The 16,224-nt window shown below is 60.7% G+C and carries 16 protein-coding genes; 9 read left to right on the top strand and 7 right to left on the bottom strand.

Annotated elements, in window-relative coordinates; translation table 11 throughout:
• Positions 1–3: 3 nt before the first annotated feature.
• Positions 4–867 (top strand): efflux RND transporter periplasmic adaptor subunit, encoded by an 864-nt coding sequence (locus TK06_RS14435; protein WP_063322627.1) that lies wholly within the window; start codon positions 4–6, stop codon positions 865–867.
• 160 nt (positions 868–1,027) lie between these two features.
• Here the strand turns inward: TK06_RS14435 and TK06_RS14430 are convergent, their stop codons facing one another.
• Together TK06_RS14430 and TK06_RS14425 are read right to left on the bottom strand one after the other, a co-directional pair.
• The gene (locus TK06_RS14430; RefSeq protein ID WP_014336929.1) at positions 1,028–1,498 is read right to left on the bottom strand and encodes a MaoC family dehydratase; all 471 of its coding nucleotides are present in this window, start codon (positions 1,496–1,498) and stop codon (positions 1,028–1,030) included.
• Between the two features lie 44 nt (positions 1,499–1,542).
• Entirely contained in the window at positions 1,543–2,487 is a 945-nt protein-coding gene (locus tag TK06_RS14425) for an alpha/beta hydrolase (protein ID WP_063322626.1), read from the bottom strand.
• A 224-nt stretch (positions 2,488–2,711) separates the two neighbouring features.
• On the opposite strand from TK06_RS14425, the gene fadD2 reads away from it, so the two are divergent.
• Together fadD2 and fadD1 are read left to right on the top strand one after the other, a co-directional pair.
• Complete coding sequence (gene fadD2 / locus TK06_RS14420) at positions 2,712–4,400, top strand: long-chain-fatty-acid--CoA ligase FadD2 (RefSeq protein WP_063322625.1); 1,689 nt, start codon at positions 2,712–2,714, stop codon at positions 4,398–4,400.
• A 309-nt stretch (positions 4,401–4,709) separates the two neighbouring features.
• Complete coding sequence (fadD1, locus tag TK06_RS14415; protein WP_063322624.1) at positions 4,710–6,401, top strand: long-chain-fatty-acid--CoA ligase FadD1; 1,692 nt, start codon at positions 4,710–4,712, stop codon at positions 6,399–6,401.
• 206 nt (positions 6,402–6,607) lie between these two features.
• Here the strand turns inward: fadD1 and TK06_RS14410 are convergent, their stop codons facing one another.
• Entirely contained in the window at positions 6,608–6,985 is a 378-nt protein-coding gene (locus tag TK06_RS14410; RefSeq protein ID WP_030139341.1) for a hypothetical protein, read from the bottom strand.
• 246 nt (positions 6,986–7,231) lie between these two features.
• On the opposite strand from TK06_RS14410, the gene TK06_RS14405 reads away from it, so the two are divergent.
• The gene (locus TK06_RS14405; protein ID WP_057448927.1) at positions 7,232–8,182 is read left to right on the top strand and encodes a YihY/virulence factor BrkB family protein; all 951 of its coding nucleotides are present in this window, start codon (positions 7,232–7,234) and stop codon (positions 8,180–8,182) included.
• Complete coding sequence (def, locus tag TK06_RS14400) at positions 8,179–8,718, top strand: peptide deformylase (protein ID WP_063322623.1); 540 nt, start codon at positions 8,179–8,181, stop codon at positions 8,716–8,718. Before TK06_RS14405 ends, def begins: the two co-directional genes overlap by 4 nt.
• A gap of 28 nt (positions 8,719–8,746) precedes the next feature.
• Here the strand turns inward: def and TK06_RS14395 are convergent, their stop codons facing one another.
• From TK06_RS14395 to TK06_RS14385, 3 genes are all read right to left on the bottom strand, one after another.
• Positions 8,747–9,169: a GNAT family N-acetyltransferase gene (locus TK06_RS14395; RefSeq protein WP_063322622.1), complete on the bottom strand. Its 423-nt coding sequence runs from the start codon at positions 9,167–9,169 to the stop codon at positions 8,747–8,749.
• Positions 9,170–9,460: 291 nt separating this feature from the next.
• Positions 9,461–10,015: a hypothetical protein gene (locus TK06_RS14390; RefSeq protein WP_063322621.1), complete on the bottom strand. Its 555-nt coding sequence runs from the start codon at positions 10,013–10,015 to the stop codon at positions 9,461–9,463.
• 159 nt (positions 10,016–10,174) lie between these two features.
• Positions 10,175–11,206 carry a LacI family DNA-binding transcriptional regulator gene (locus TK06_RS14385; RefSeq protein WP_063322620.1) on the bottom strand — a complete coding sequence of 344 codons (1,032 nt, stop codon included), beginning with the start codon at positions 11,204–11,206 and terminating at the stop codon, positions 10,175–10,177.
• Between the two features lie 216 nt (positions 11,207–11,422).
• On the opposite strand from TK06_RS14385, the gene TK06_RS14380 reads away from it, so the two are divergent.
• Positions 11,423–11,956, top strand: a complete 534-nt coding sequence (locus TK06_RS14380; RefSeq protein ID WP_063322619.1) for a gluconokinase — start codon at positions 11,423–11,425, stop codon at positions 11,954–11,956.
• Between the two features lie 92 nt (positions 11,957–12,048).
• On the top strand, positions 12,049–13,401 hold the full coding sequence (locus TK06_RS14375; protein ID WP_063322618.1) for a GntP family permease: 1,353 nt from the start codon (positions 12,049–12,051) through the stop codon (positions 13,399–13,401).
• A 155-nt stretch (positions 13,402–13,556) separates the two neighbouring features.
• Here TK06_RS14375 and alaC read toward each other — a convergent pair whose 3' ends face one another.
• On the bottom strand, positions 13,557–14,774 hold the full coding sequence (gene alaC, locus TK06_RS14370; RefSeq protein WP_063322617.1) for an alanine transaminase: 1,218 nt from the start codon (positions 14,772–14,774) through the stop codon (positions 13,557–13,559).
• A 209-nt stretch (positions 14,775–14,983) separates the two neighbouring features.
• On the opposite strand from alaC, the gene TK06_RS14365 reads away from it, so the two are divergent.
• Both TK06_RS14365 and TK06_RS14360 read left to right on the top strand, forming a co-directional pair.
• Positions 14,984–15,646: a LysE family translocator gene (locus TK06_RS14365; RefSeq protein ID WP_063322616.1), complete on the top strand. Its 663-nt coding sequence runs from the start codon at positions 14,984–14,986 to the stop codon at positions 15,644–15,646.
• 80 nt (positions 15,647–15,726) lie between these two features.
• Positions 15,727–16,215: a GyrI-like domain-containing protein gene (locus TK06_RS14360; protein WP_063322615.1), complete on the top strand. Its 489-nt coding sequence runs from the start codon at positions 15,727–15,729 to the stop codon at positions 16,213–16,215.
• Positions 16,216–16,224: the final 9 nt, after the last annotated feature.

Genomic DNA, 16,224 nt, shown 5'->3' with positions numbered 1-16,224 from the left:
AACATGCGTACATCCGTACGTGTCGCCGTCACGCTGTGCATGGTGGCCGTGGCAATCTTCGCCGGGTTTCACTTGTGGCAGTACTACATGCTCACACCCTGGACCCGCGATGCGCGGATCCGCGCCGACGTGGTGGTGATTGCACCCGACGTGTCGGGCTGGGTGCGCGAGCTCAAGGCGGTGGATAACCAGCAGGTCAAGGCCGGCGATGTGTTGCTGAATATCGACCGTGAGCGTTTCGAGGCGGCCCTGGAGAAGGCTCGGGCGGTGGTGCAGACGCGCCAGCAGCAACTGGGCTTGCGCGAACACGAAGCCAGCCGCCGCGCCGCCCTTGGGCCTCAGGCCATCAGCGCCGAGCTGCGGGAAAACGCCCAGATCAACGCCGGCATCGCCCGAGGCGAACTGCGCGAAGCCCAGGCCGAGGCCAAGGTCGCCGAACTGAACCTGGCGCGCAGCCAGGTCCTGGCCCCACGCAACGGCCACATCACCAACCTGCGCCTGGCCGAAGGCAACTACGTGAATGCCGGGCAGCCGGTGATGGCGCTGATCGACGACTCGACGTTCTATGTGCAGGCCTATTTCGAAGAAACCAAGCTGCCGAGGATCCGCGTAGGCGATCCGGTCAAGATCTGGCTGATGAGCGCCGGCCATGCGCTGGAGGGCCATGTCGAAAGCATCAGCCGTGGCATTACCGACCGCAACACCAATCCCGATGCGCAGTTGCTGGCGGAGGTTGAGCCGACCTTCAACTGGGTGCGCCTGGCCCAGCGGATACCGGTGCGGATCAAGTTGGACAAGGTGCCGGAGGGGGTGAACCTGAGCGCCGGGATGACGGCGAGCGTGCAGGTGCGTGAAGACCGTCAGTAATTGCCGCGCCGCGTTCCCTGTGGCGAGGGAGCTTGCTCCCGCTGGGGGCGAAGCCCCCCAAAAAAGCCACCGCATTTGAACTGCTCAAACGCGGTCGCTTTTTTTACGACGGCTTCGCCGCCGAGCGGGAGCAAGCTCCCTCGCCACATGTGAGTTTGAATCAACCGACGGTGATCGCCGGCAACGTCGGCAAGGTCACGGTCTGCTGCTTGCGCGGTGCGAGGATTTCGGCCTCGCCGTCCACCACCAGCTCGTCGCGCTGGTTGAACACACGTGTGGCGATGCGCACACGGAATTTCGGCAGTTTTTCCAGGATCTCCAGGCGCACGGTCAGGGTGTCGCCGATTTTCACCGGTTTCTGGAAGCTCATCTGCTGGCCGATGTAGATAGTGCCCGGCCCAGGCAACTCGCAGGCTACCGCCGCGCTGATCAGCGCACCGCTGAACATGCCATGGGCGATGCGCTCCTTGAACATGCTCGCGGCGGCGAACTCGGCGTCCAGGTGCACCGGGTTGTGATCGCCCGACATCGCGGCGAACAGCTGGATGTCACGCTCTTCGACAGTCTTGCTGTAGCTGGCGGTCTGGCCGATTTCGAGGGCTTCGTAAGGGGTGTTGGTAACCTGGGTCATCTGTTTCAAATCCTGTGAAGGAGTAAAGGAAAAATGCTGCAAGCCTACTCGCTGCGTGGCGGCCGCTTGTGGCTCAGGGCCTGGGCAATCCAGGCCAGCACGTCGGCGGTCACTTCATCGCGGTTGGTTTCATTGAACAGTTCGTGTCGGGCCTGCGGATAAATCGTCAATTGCAGGTGCCGGATGCCGGCGTCACGCAAGGCGTCGGCCAGATCCTTCAGACGCTTGCCTTCGCTCACCGGATCACATTCGCCACCGATCACCAGCAGGGGCAGGCCCGGATCGATCTGGGCGAGATTGGACGCTTTGCTGATTTGCTGCAACCCGCCGAGCAGGTCGACCCACAGTTGATTGGTGCAGCGAAAGCCACACAGCGGGTCGTGGACGTACTTGTCGACTTCGACCGGGTCGCGGCTGAGCCAGTCGAAGGGGGTGCGCGTGGGTTTGAATTTCTTGTTGAAGCTGCCGAACGACAGCCACTCGATCAACGCGCTGCGCCCCGTGGCACCCTGGCGCCAGCGTTCGAAGCGGGCGATCAGGCGAGCGCTGCGGTAGAGCGTCACCGGCTGAAAGTTCGAGCCGCTGAGAATCGCCCCGTGCAGGCTGGCGCTGTGATGCAAGAGGTAACCCTGGGCGATGTAGCTGCCCATGCTGTGGCCCAACAGCAGGATGGGGGTATCGGGATATTGCTGGACGATATGGTGGTTGAGGCTGGCCAGGTCGCCCACGACTTTGGTCCAGCCGTCCTCGTCGGCAAAATGGCCGAGAAGCGCTTCCTCGCCGGTCTTGCCATGGCCGCGCAGGTCCACAGCGCAGACACCATAGCCTTCGTCGCACAGTGCCTGGGCCAGGCGGGCGTAGCGGCCGCTGTGTTCGGCCATGCCGTGAGCCAGCATGATCACCGCCAAAGGAGCGGTTTCGGGCAGCCACTGGTTGACGAACAGGCGGCTGTGGTCGGTCGCGGTCAGCCAGAACGTTTGGTGGATCATGGCGATTCCTTTGCACAAAGTCAGACGCAGCGTCGCTGCATTGTATAGCGCATCCGCTGCGTCTCGCCTGATCAGGCTATGCCATGGCAAGAAGATTCACACAATCTATGACGCAGGTTGCCATATTTGCCTGATTGGCCATAGCTGCTAGTGTCCCAGGAGCTCCGCCTCTGCAAGCGATACAGAGGCGGCCCGGACATGCTCAGGTAAAGAGGACAAAAACAATGCAGCCTGATTTCTGGAATGACAAACGCCCGGCCGGGGTGCCCCTGGATGTTGACCTTGGGGCCTACAAGTCGGTAATCGAGGTGTTCGAACGTTCCTGCAAGAAATTTGCCGACCGTCCGGCGTTCAGCAACATGGGGGTGACCCTCACCTATGCCGAGCTGGAGCGCTACAGCGCGGCTTTCGCCGGCTACCTGCAAGCCCATACCGACCTGGCGCCAGGTGATCGAATCGCGGTGCAGATGCCCAACATCCTGCAATACCCGATCGCCGTGTTCGGTGCCTTGCGCGCCGGGCTGATCGTGGTCAACACCAACCCTTTGTACACCGCGCGGGAAATGCGTCATCAGTTCAAGGACTCCGGTGCCCGGGCGCTGGTGTACCTGAACATGTTCGGGCAGAAAGTCCAGGAGGTGTTGCCCGATACGGACCTGCAGTACCTGATCGAAGCGAAGATGGGCGACCTGATGCCCACCGCCAAGGGCTGGCTGGTCAACACGATGGTGAGCAAGGTCAAGAAAATGGTCCCGGCCTATTCGCTGCCCCAGGCCATTTCCTTCAAGAGCGCCTTGCGCCTGGGACGCGGCCAGGGCATCAAGCCGCTGAAAGTCAGTCTCGACGATATTGCGGTGTTGCAATACACCGGCGGCACCACCGGGTTGGCGAAGGGCGCGATGCTGACCCACGGCAACCTGGTGGCCAACATGCAACAGGCCCGGGCCTGCCTGGGGCAGCTCGGCGATGACGGCCATCCGCTGTTGCGCGAGGGCCAGGAGGTCATGATCGCACCGCTGCCGCTTTACCATATCTATGCGTTCACGGCGAACTGCATGTGCATGATGGTGACCGGCAACCACAACGTGCTGATCACCAATCCGCGGGACATCGGTGGTTTCATCAAGGAACTGAAGAACTGGCGTTTCTCGCTGCTGCTGGGGCTCAACACGTTGTTCGTGGCCTTGATGGACCATCCGGATTTCAAGACCCTGGATTTTTCCAACCTCAAGGTCACCAACTCAGGTGGCACGGCGCTGATCAAGGCCACCGCCGAGCGTTGGGAGCAGATCACCGGGTGCGGTATCACCGAAGGTTATGGCCTGACCGAAACCTCACCGGTGGCCAGTGCCAATCCTTACGGCGGCAAGTCCCGGCTGGGCACGGTGGGGATGCCGGTGCCGGGCACGCTGATGAAAGTGATCAACGACGATGGCGTCGAGCAGCCCCTGGGCGAGCGCGGCGAGCTGTGCATCAAGGGCCCGCAGATCATGAAAGGCTACTGGAACAAGCCTGAGGCCACGGCCGAAGTGCTTGACCACGAGGGCTGGTTCAGGTCCGGCGATATTGCGGTGATCGACCCGGACGGTTTCGTGCGCATCGTCGACCGCAAGAAGGACATGATCATTGTCTCGGGCTTCAATGTGTACCCCAACGAGATCGAAGACGTGGTGATGGCCCATCCCAAGGTGGCCAACTGTGCGGTGATCGGCGTGCCGGACGAACGCTCGGGGGAGGCGGTGAAGCTGTTCGTGGTGGCGCGCGAAACCGGCGTCAGCCTTGAAGAACTCAAGGCCTACTGCAAGGAGAACTTCACCGGCTACAAGATACCCAAGCACATCGTGTTGCGGGACTCATTGCCGATGACCCCGGTGGGCAAGATCCTGCGGCGGGAGCTGCGGGATATCGCCTGAGGCCAGAGAGGTCCAGTAGAACCCCCTGTGGGAGCGAGCTTGCTCGCTCCCACAGTTTTTTGGGTATCCAGGGCGATTCAGATGAGGTTTGGTATTTTTACTCTAAAAATGACTATTAGGTGTTCATGAGTCATGTTTGTGACTGTGGGGGCTGCTTTTGGCTCTAGTCGGCCCCCGGCAAAGCTGCTACTCTCGGCGCGCTTTTGTGACTTCTCGGCCTTGATTCAAGCCAGATTCACCAATAAACACACACCAATAATAATCGCATCAAATGCGGTGAGAATTCGCGTTGCTGAGGAGTGGGCTTCCATGATTGAAGACTTTTGGAAGGATAAGTACCCAGCTGGGATTGCTGCCGACATCAATCCAGACGAGTATCCGAATATTCAGGCGGTGTTGAAGCAGTCCTGCCAACGCTTTGCCAACAAGCCGGCATTCAGCAACCTCGGCAAGACGATCACCTACGGTGAACTCTACGAGTTGTCCGGTGCCTTTGCCGCGTACCTGCAACAGCATACCGATTTACAGCCCGGCGATCGAATCGCCGTGCAGTTGCCCAACGTTCTCCAGTACCCGGTGGCCGTGTTTGGTGCGATCCGCGCCGGGCTGATCGTGGTCAACACCAACCCGCTGTACACCGCGCGGGAAATGGAACACCAGTTCAATGACTCCGGGGCCAAGGCGCTGGTGTGTTTGGCGAACATGGCGCACCTGGCCGAGGCCGTGGTGCCCAAGACGAGCGTCAAGCACGTCATCGTCACCGAAGTCGCCGACCTGCTGCCGCCGCTCAAGCGCCTGTTGATCAACAGCGTGATCAAGTACGTCAAGAAGATGGTCCCGGCCTATCACTTGCCCAAGGCCGTCAAGTTCAACGACGTGCTGAGCAAAGGCCACGACCAACCCGTGAGCGAAGCCAACCCCACCAGCGACGATGTCGCCGTGCTGCAATACACCGGTGGCACCACCGGCGTGGCCAAGGGCGCGATGCTCACCCACCGCAACCTGGTGGCGAACATGTTGCAGTGCAAGGCGCTGATGGGCTCCAACCTCAATGAAGGTTGCGAGATCCTGATCACGCCGCTGCCGCTGTACCACATCTATGCCTTCACCTTTCATTGCATGGCGATGATGCTGATCGGCAACCACAACATCCTGATCAGCAACCCGCGTGACCTGCCGGCGATGGTCAAGGAGCTGTCGAAGTGGAAGTTCAGCGGTTTCGTCGGCCTCAATACGCTGTTCGTGGCCCTGTGCAACAACGAAGCCTTCCGCAAGCTGGATTTCTCGGCCCTGAAAGTCACCCTGTCTGGCGGCATGGCCCTGCAACTGGCAGCAGCCGAGCGCTGGAAAGCGGTGACCGGCTGCCCGATCTGCGAAGGTTATGGCATGACCGAAACCAGCCCGGTGGCTACCGTCAACCCGATCCAGAACATCCAGATCGGCACCATCGGCATCCCGGTGCCGTCGACGCTGTGCAAGGTGATCAATGACGCGGGCGTCGAACAGCCATTGGGCGAAATCGGTGAACTGTGTGTGAAAGGGCCGCAGGTCATGAAGGGCTACTGGCAGCGCCAGGACGCCACCGACGAGATCCTCGACAGCGAAGGCTGGCTCAAGACCGGTGACATTGCGCTGATCCAGCCGGACGGCTACATGCGTATCGTCGATCGCAAGAAAGACATGATCCTGATCTCCGGTTTCAACGTGTACCCCAACGAACTGGAAGACGTGCTGGCAACCCTGCCGGGCGTGCTGCAGTGCGCGGCCATCGGCATACCGGACGAGAAGTCCGGCGAGGCGATCAAGATCTTCATCGTCGCACGACCGGGTGTCACGTTGACCAAGGAGCAGGTGATGGAACACATGCGTGCCAACGTCACCGGCTACAAGGTGCCCAAGGCCGTGGAGTTCCGTGATGCCTTGCCGACCACCAACGTGGGCAAGATCCTGCGGCGCGAGTTGCGGGATGAAGAGCTCAGGAAGCTGGGGCTGAAAAAGTAAAAGCTTGTAGACGAAAGCCCCGCAGAAGCGGGGCTTTTTGTTGGGCGATGACCTGAAGCGATACCGCCTTTGTGGCGAGGGAGCTTGCTCCCGCTGGACGCGCAGCGGCCCCTTGTGGGGTGTCAGTTGGATCGAAGGGGGCCGCTGCGCAGCCCAGCGGGAGCAAGCTCCCTCGCCACAGGTGAGCAGGTGCTTCTCGGGTCCGGTTACAACCGGAACTGCGCAAAATCCAGGTTAGTACCACCTGGTCGCATGTCCTGCAGGTAGGAATCCTTGTCGGCGCTCAGCTCCAGGCTCAGGGCCGCCTTGCGCTTGCCCTGGTTGCGCACTTCCAAGCCTTCCATTTTCTCGCGCAGGAACACGGTCGGCACCTTCAGGTGCAGCAGCTCATCGGTGGCCGGCGTGTGCAGCAGCAGGTGAATCCATTCGTATTGACCGATGGCCAGGCGCGCCACCGGGATATCGAACCAGAAGATGTTGCGGTTGCGGTTCAATTCGCTGAAGTGGCAGTTGTTGACGCCGAGTACGGCGCCGCCCAGTTCCTGGTTCCTGCGGGCGATGGCCTGCTTTTTATCGAGTTTCATAACGTTCCTACGGGGTTGGAGCTTCAGGCCGCAGCCTGAATACGTGGGGCATTCTCGGTGGTTGCCGGGCAAACATAAAGCCCCGCCTGTAGGAACAATGAAACTTGGCTTGGCAATCGCCGGTCAATTCAGCGTCGGGCATGAAAGACGAAATTGATCCAGCGTCGCCAAACAGGCTACTTTGTTGTGATAACGGCCCCTGAGTCGCCAAGCGACCCCCTTTTTTTGCGGCGAAAGGAGACGCACATGATGTTCCCGGCCTTGAAAGGCTTACCCTTGCATCGTGTGATGATGCGCACCGTGACCGAGTTTCTCGACGACGAGATGTCGACCTACGCCTCGGCATTGGCCTACCAAATGCTATTTTCGCTGTTTCCTTTCATTCTCTTTTTGATCGCGTTGATCGGCTTCCTGCACCTGCCGGACTTCTTCTCCTGGCTGCGCCTGCAATCGGAACTGGTGCTGCCACCCCAGGCCCTGGAGCAGGTCAACCCGGTTATCGACCAGCTCCAGCAATCCAAGGGCGGATTGTTGTCGGTGGGTATCGTCATTGCGTTGTGGACCGCCTCGGCAGGCGTGCGGCTGATGATGAGCGCGATGAACGCCGCCTACGATGTGGTGGAAGGCCGTCCGGCCTGGAAGCGTTTTCCGCTGTCGATCTTCTACACCGTCGGTATCGCCGGCATGCTGCTGGCCGCTGCGGCGTTGATGGTGCTCGGGCCACAAGTGATGGGCTGGATTGCGGCCCAGGTCGGCTTGGAGGAGTTCATCGTCACGCTCTGGACGATCGTGCGCTGGCCGGTGATCGTGATCTTGCTGATGGTGGCCGTGGCGCTGATCTATTACGTGATGCCCGACGTCAAGCAGGAGTTTCGCTTCATCACGCCGGGGTCGGTGCTGGCTGTGGTGGTGTGGATCATTGCCTCCCTGGGCTTTGCGTTTTACGTCAAGACCTTTGCCAACTACAACGCCATGTATGGCAGCATCGGTGCGATCATCGTGTTGTTGCTGTATTTCTATATTTCTTCGGCAGTGCTGCTGCTCGGTGCGGAGATGAATGCGGTGATCGAGCACATGTCCACCGAGGGCAAGAACCCGGGGGAAAAGAGCGCCGGCGAGCACGAAAAACAGCATGTGTCGGGCCTGGGCCGCGACCATTCCATCCCTCATCCCCACCCTGACGAAGCCCGACCATGATCCGTGACATCCTGAAAATGGGCGACGAACGCCTGCTGCGCATCGCCCCGCCTGTGCCCACCGAAATGTTCGACAGCCCAGAATTGTGGCAATTGATCGACGACATGTTCCAGACCATGGAAAGCGTGGGCGGCGTCGGCCTGGCGGCGCCACAGATCGGCGTGGACCTGCAACTGGTGATCTTCGGCTTCGAGCACAGCGAGCGTTACCCCGACGCCGAGGCGGTGCCCCAGACCATCCTGATCAACCCGCTGATCACCCCACTGGGCCCGCAGATGGAAGAGGGGTTCGAAGGTTGCCTGTCAGTGCCGGGCCTGCGCGGGGCGGTCGAGCGCTACCAGGACATCCGCTACGAAGGCTTCGATCCCAAGGGCGAGCCGATCGTGCGTTACGCGTCGGGCTTTCATGCGCGGGTGGTGCAGCATGAGTGTGATCACCTGATCGGGCGCTTGTACCCGTCGCGTATCAGTGATTTCAGCAAGTTCGGGTTTACCGAGGTGATGTTCCCGGACCTGGACCCCGCGGCCGACGATTGATACCCCACCGAACCCTGTGGGAGCTATGTCAGGAAGGGCGCGAAGGCTCCCACCCCATCGCAATCATCGGCTTGCTACGCGCATATCGGCTCAGGCGCTCAGCCATCGCATAGGGCAGTTCAGGGTCGAAGCTGAACCCGCGCCGCTCATAAAAGCCGCGCAAATTCGGGTGGCAGAACAGCCACACCGGCCCTTCAACGTCTTTCACCGCTTCAGCGACCAACCGTGCCGCGATACCTTGTACACGGTACGCCGGGTCGACGAACAACCCTGTCAACCAATGTCCGCCCGACACCGGTCGCAGGCACAGGGCGGCGACGATCTCATCCCGCCGCGCCACCCAAAGCTGCGCGTCACGCACCGCTTTCATCGAGGATTGGTGGGCGCGATAAAACTTGTTCATCAGCGGCCAAAGCGATTCTTCGAGCGCTGCGTATTGGATTTCGGACATGACAGGGTCGTGGGCGATAAGGGGAGGGCGATTATAAAAGAACGCATGGGCGGCGATAGGTGTATACCTGACTTCACATCCCGTATGAGTGGAGTACGTATCATGGCCAAAGGCATGGATTCAAAAAAAGCGGCAAAGAAAAAACCGGCGAAGACTGCCGATGAAAAGCGCGCCGACAAAAAAACCAAGAAGGTGAACCTGTTCGGACATTGAGCCGATACTGCCTCGGCTGACCTCAGGTTTGAGCTGGGACGCTAACCCCAGCTCAAACGCTCCGCCATGTGCCGAGGCTCAAAGCGAGGCGAGAAACATGTCAGTGGCCGAGGCTTTGTCGTCGGTGCGGTTCTGCTGGGCCTTTTCCACTTGTGCCATCGCCGACTTGTCCTGCATGCGCTGGGCAATCTCCTGGCTGACCGCCATCTGCTTCTCGGGCGGCATCGCCTCGAACTCTTCCTCAGTAATGCCCATCTCTTCGAGAATGCTGTCGCGCAAGCGCTCTTCGGGCGTCTTGCTCATGTAGTCCTTGAATTCTGCCGTCGCAGAACCTCCAAGCGTCGTGGTTTCTTCGGACGCGGGTGAAGCAACAGTCTGCAATTGCACGCGGGTCTTGGCGAATGCCTCGTCGACGTTGTCGCTGATGGCGGTGCTCGCATTGACCTGCTGCGTGGCTCGTTTGGTGAAGGAGTCCTGGACTTGGGCAGCGCCCTGGCTGGCCTGGACCTGGACGTTATCGCGCAAGGCCTGCAACGCGGCACTTTGCAGGCCGCTGGCGGCTTCGGCGGTGGGATCTTCGCCCGGGCGTTTGAGCGGCAAGACCATCGCTTGCTGTTTTGCACTGATCAACATGATGAACACCTGTGGGTAATGGCTGAGCGATGGGCAGGAGCAATTCCCATGCCGCCCTCGCAAGGTCCGTATTCCAAGGGGTGTGGACTAGCGCGCGACGAGCGGGGCGGCCAACCCTTGCCGTCGGACGGCATGGATCGACCGCTTGAACGTGGCGCCTCAGGTGCTTTCGCGAACCTTGAGTTCGAAACCCAGGTCCACCACCGGCTGCGCGATGCGGTTGCCGGCCATCAGCGTCAGCATTTGCTCGGCAGCGCGGCGGCCGATGGCTTCCCGTGGGGTGCTGATGCTGCTCAGGCGCGGCACCATGTGGGCCGAGGCGGGCAGGTCGTTGAAACCGAGGATCGACACCTGCTCGGGAATCTTGATGCCGCAGCGCAATGCTTCGAGCAGGGCGCCGTGGGCCAGGTCGTCGTTGCCGAAGAAGATTGCGTCGACGTCCGGATGACTGGCCAGCAATTGCAGGAACAGCTCGCCGCCCAGGCCTACCGATGACGGACGCGGGGTCAGCAGTTCCAGGTCCGGGTCATAGCGGCCGGCTTTCTGCAGGGCGCGGCGAAAACCTTCGCCACGCAGCAGGGTGCGTTGATCCAGTTGCGCGCCGATGTAGGCCAGGCGCTTGCGGCCTTTGGAAATCAGGTGCTCAGCCGCTGTTTCGCCGGCCTTGAGCTGGGAAAAACCGACGCAGTTGAGCCCCGCGCCGGGGTCCAGTTCCATCATGTACACGCAGGGAATGTTGCTGGCCTCGATCATGCGTCGGGCACTTTCGGTGCGGTCGAAACCGGTCAGCAGCAAACCACGCGGCTGATAGGCCATGTAGTTGCGCAGCAGGTCTTCTTCTTCGTCCCGGGAGTAGTGATAGTTGCCGATCACCACTTCGAAACCCTTGGGGCGCAGCACCCGATGAATGGCTTCCAGGGTGTCGATGAACAACAGGTTGGACAACGACGGCACCAGCACCACCACCGAATGGCTCTGGGCCGAAGCCAGGGCGCGGGCGGCGGGGTTGACGACGTAGTTGAGCTCCGAGGCGGCCTGGCGGACTTTTTCCACCAGATCGACGGCTACGGTGCTGACGCCGCGAAGGGCACGGGAGGCGGTGATGGGGCTGACACCGGCCAGGCGTGCGACTTCGTTGAGCGTAGGGCGACCGGTGGTGCGAGTATTCTTATCGTTTTTAGGGGCGGTCATCAGGGCGGCTTGCCAAACAAAAATCAAGGTACTAAGGTAGCGCTGTCTCGACGCGGCTGCAATTGCGTAAGTGGGGTTTGCCTGATCCCCCGTGTGCTGGTGTCGTGAACGAACATGCTGTAACCACAAAAATGACAAGAAGGCGTCGGCAACTTCTGCTTTTGCTGCGGTGTCATAACTGGCAAAGGTAGCGCTGTCTGCGCGCTGAGGTGTTACATGAATAATCCCATCACCGCCCTGGTCATCATGGGCGTTGCCGGTTGCGGCAAAACTTGCGTCAGCCAGGCGCTATGCGAGTTGAGCGGCGCCACTGCCATTGAAGGCGACACTTTCCATCCTGCGGCCAACATCCAGAAGATGAGCGCCGGTATTCCCTTGAACGACGACGACCGTGCCGGCTGGCTCGACAGCCTGTGTGATGAGTTGCGCCGTGTCGACGCCATGGGCGAGCGCCCGGTGCTGACCTGCTCGGCCCTCAAGCACAGTTATCGCGAGCGTCTGCGCAGTGCCTTGCCAGGCCTTGGCTTCGTGTTCCTTGAATTGACCCCTGAAGTGGCCGCCGACCGGGTTTCCCATCGTCCCGGCCATTTCATGCCGTCGACGTTGATCGACAGCCAGTTTGCCACCCTGCAATCCCCTGTCGGCGAGCCCCTGACCCTGGCTCTGGATGCGTCCAGCCACAGCGTTGAAGAGTTGGCGCATCAGGCTTACGTCTGGTGGTTGGACCATGGTTTGAAGCTTGCTGGCTGAGTTTCAAAAAGTTTGCGTCAGAAAGATAGCGCTACCCCGACGGCTAACCAATAACTGCTTCAATAACAACAACAAATCAGGAGACACCTCCCATGTTCGGCATGTCCCACGAGACGTTCCTGCTGCTCGATGCAGTGGTCACGGTGATCGGACTCATCATCCTCATCACCAAGTTCAAATTCCACCCGTTCATCGCACTGACCATCGCCGCCGCGTTCCTCGGCCTGACGTCGGGCATGCCGACCGGCACCATCATCAAGGCGTTCCAGGACGGCTTCGGTGGCGTACTGGGCTTTGTCGGCATCATCCTGGCGCTGGGCACGATGCTCGGCAAAATGATGGCCGAGTCGGGCGGGGCCGACCAGATCGCCCAGACCCTGATCCGCGCCTTCGGCAAGGACAAGGTGCAGTGGGCCATGATGTTCGCCGCGTTCCTGGTAGGCATTCCGCTGTTCTTCGAAATCGGCTTCGTGCTGCTGATCCCGCTGGTGTTCATCGTTGCACGTCGCACGGGCGTGTCGATCATCAAGATCGGTATCCCGCTGCTGGCCGGTCTTTCCGCGGTCCACGGCCTGGTGCCGCCGCACCCGGGGCCGTTGCTGGCGATTGGCATATTTGGCGCCGACATCGGCAAGACCATTCTCTATGGCCTGATCGTCGCACTGCCGACGGCCATCATTGCCGGCCCGATCTTCGGTACGTTCATTGCCAAGCACATTCCCGGTCATCCAAACCAGGAGCTGGTGGATCAACTGGCCCGTAAGACGGACTCCGCAGATCTGCCAAGCTTCAGCATCACCCTGATCACCGTGCTGTCGCCGGTATTCCTGATGCTGCTCAAGACCTTCGCTGACGTGGCGCTGCCCGATGGCAACCTCTTCCGCGCCTGGATGGACATGATCGGCCACCCGATCTCGGCGTTGCTGCTGGCGTTGCTGCTGTCGCTGTACACCTTCGGCTACAAGCAGGGCATCGGTTCCAGCCAGATGCTCAAATGGCTGGACGCCAGCCTGGCGCCGACCGCCGCGATTATCCTGATCATCGGTGCGGGCGGTGGCTTCAAGCAGATGCTGGTGACCAGTGGTGTGGGTGACGTGATCGGCCACATGGCGGTGAGTGCGCAGATCTCGCCGATCCTGCTGGCGTGGCTGGTGGCTGCGGTGATCCGCATTGCCACAGGCTCGGCGACAGTGGCGACCATTACCGGTGCCGGGATCGTGGTGCCGGTGGTGGGGATGATGCCGGGTGTGAACCGTGAGCTGCTGGTGCTGGCGACCGGTGCCGGTTCGTTGATCCTGTCCCACGTCAACGACGCGGGCTTCTGGTTGGTCAAGCAGTACTTCAACATGACCGTGGCCGAGACCTTCAAGACCTGGACCGCGATGGAAACCATCCTGTCGGTGGTGGGATTGATCTTTATCCTGCTGCTGTCGCTGGTGGTCTAAGCGCAACAACCATGTGTGGCGAGGGAGCTTGCTCCCGCTAGACTGCGAAGCAGTCGCAACGGCTACCGCGATTCATTGGAATGCAGCGGTGGCCGCATTGGGGCCGCTTCGCGGCCCAGCGGGAGCAAGCTCCCTCGCCACAATGGGTTCTTGTCTCAGCCGTTGGTTTTGTGAACCAAGCCATCGGCCCTGAACATCCCACGGATCCCACGTACCGCCTGGCGAATCCGGTCCTGGTTTTCGATCAGCGCGAAGCGCACGTGATCATCCCCATATTCCCCGAACCCCACCCCCGGCGAGACGCAGACCTTGGCTTCGGCCAACAGCTTCTTGGCAAATTCCAGTGAGCCCAGGTGGGCATAGGCTTCGGGAATCTTGGCCCAGACGTACATCGACGCCTTGGGGTTTTCCACCATCCAGCCCAGTTCATGCAGCCCCTTGACCAGTACGTTGCGGCGCTGGCGGTACTGCTCGGCGATGTCGCGCACGCATTGCTGGTCGCCTTCAAGGGCGGCGATGGCGGCCACTTGCAGCGGCGTGAAGGTGCCGTAGTCGTGGTAGCTCTTGATCCGCGCGAGGGCGTTGACCAGTTCCGGGTTGCCCACCATGAAACCGATGCGCCAGCCAGCCATGTTGTAGCTCTTGGACAGCGTGAAGAACTCCACCGCGATGTCTTTCGCGCCGGGCACCTGCATGATCGACGGGGCTTTCCAACCGTCGTAGACGATGTCGGCGTAGGCCAGGTCGTGGATCACCAGGACGTCGTACTGTTTGGCCAGGGCGATGACCCGTTCGAAGAAATCCAGCTCCACGCACTGGGCGGTGGGGTTGGAGGGGAAGCCGAGGATCATCATCTTCGGCTTGGGAATCGAGCCGCGGATGGCCCGCTCCAGTTCAGCGAAGAAATCCACCCCTGGCACCAGCGGTACCGAACGGACTTGGGCGCCGGCGATCACCGCGCCGTAGATGTGGATCGGATAGCTGGGATTGGGCACCAGCACCGTGTCGCCCTGGTCCAGGGTGGCCAGCATCAGGTGGGCCAGGCCTTCCTTGGAGCCGATGGTGACAATGGCTTCGGTTTCCGGGTCGATGTCCACCTCATAGCGATCCTTGTACCAGCGCGAAATGGCGCGGCGCAGGCGCGGGATGCCTTTGGAGGTGGAATAGCCGTGGGTGTCTTCCCGCTGGGCGACGGTGACCAGTTTTTCCACGATGTGCGGGGGTGTGGCGCCGTCGGGGTTACCCATGCTCAAGTCGATGATGTCTTCGCCGCGCCGACGCGCAGCCATCTTCAGCTCGGCAGTGATATTGAATACGTAAGGGGGGAGTCGATCGATGCGCGCAAAGCGGCGCGGCGAACCTTGTTCGGCCATTGTTGCCTCGAGATACGTGAGCGCCCGGAACCGTCCGAGCGACGTTGGCCACTGCGGTGGCCTGCGGCGCAAGATAATCGGGCGGATATCGGATTGTCCAGTAGCCGCGCGCAACTATTTTCGACGACACTGTCGGCCTTGCCACGCAACCATCAACACCCGGCTGCGGACTGTTGAATTCGCTGTAGCCCAATCGAACGGAATGAATAATGGAATTTTCCAGCGGTTTCCTGCTGAGTCTCTCCCTGTGCCTGGACATAGGCGTGGCCAATATCGCAATGATCACCCTGGCGATGCAGCGCGGTTACTTCCAGGGTTTCGCCTTGGGCCTGGGCACCTGCGTGGGCGACCTGATCTACGCCGTCCTGGCCTTGGCGGGCATGACAGTCCTGCTGCAATACGAGGCGGTGCGTTGGGTGCTGTGGCTCGGTGGCTCGGTGCTGTTGCTGTATTTCGCGGCGAAGATGATCCATTCGGCGATTTATCACAGCGCCGTGCTCGCCGAGGCCGGGGAGGTGCAGGGCAGTTCCTCGCGCCAGGAGTTCTTTCGCGGGATTTTCCTGGCCATGTCGTCGCCCAGTGCCATCCTCTGGTTCGCTGCGGTGGGCGGTACACTTATCGCGCGTTCGGGTGGTGGCACCTTGCTCAGCTCGGCGCTGTTCCTCAGTGGTTTTCTCTGCGCCGGATTGTTGTGGTGCGCGGCCCTGTGCCTGGCGGCAACCCAGGGTGGCAAATTGTTGGGGGATAAACTGCTGCGTTACTCCTATTGGGCATCCGCCGCGATCTTCTGCTATTTCGCGGTGTACGTGATCGTTTCTGGCTACAACGAGTTTGTAGGAAAAGCTGTCGCCAACGCCTTGCCTGGAATCTGACAGGCGAAACGGCCCTGGCAATCACGGTTTGGCTTCTATACTGCCAAACCCGACTTCACGTTTTGCTGGAGTGTTGCCGCATGGAAAAGCACAAACGCGATTACACAGCCCAACCACGCTTTGAACAGGGACGTTTTCAGCTTATCGCCGGCTTTGGTGCTCGGTTTACCCAGGACACTGCCCAGGACATTCCTTTGCTCTGGGAAAAGTTCCTGCCCTGGCTCGGCAAGGTGCCAGGGCAGCAAGATGAAGTGACCTACGGCGTGTGTTGCAACCCGGACGGGAAGGGTGGGTTCGAATACATCGCTGGCGTGGAAATCAGCCGGCTCGACGATCTGCCGGAGCAATACCGCTGGGTCGAAATCCAGCCTGGGTATTACGCCGTCTTCGAACACAAGGGGCCGTTGAAACAACTACCGGACACGTTCCAATACATCTGGAACGAGTGGCTGCCACATTCCGGTCATACAGCGGCCGAGCTGCCGGAGTTCGAGCGCTACAGCGAGGATTTCAACCCCAGGACCGGCGAAGGCACCCTGGAGATCTGGATCCCGCTCAAGCCAAGCTGACCGTCGCCG

The organism is Pseudomonas fluorescens, assembly GCF_001623525.1.
In the GTDB taxonomy this organism is placed as follows: domain Bacteria; phylum Pseudomonadota; class Gammaproteobacteria; order Pseudomonadales; family Pseudomonadaceae; genus Aquipseudomonas; species Aquipseudomonas fluorescens_Q.
The sequence above is the reverse complement of the archived record's forward strand: the minus strand, read 5'-3'. Positions and strand labels throughout refer to the sequence as shown.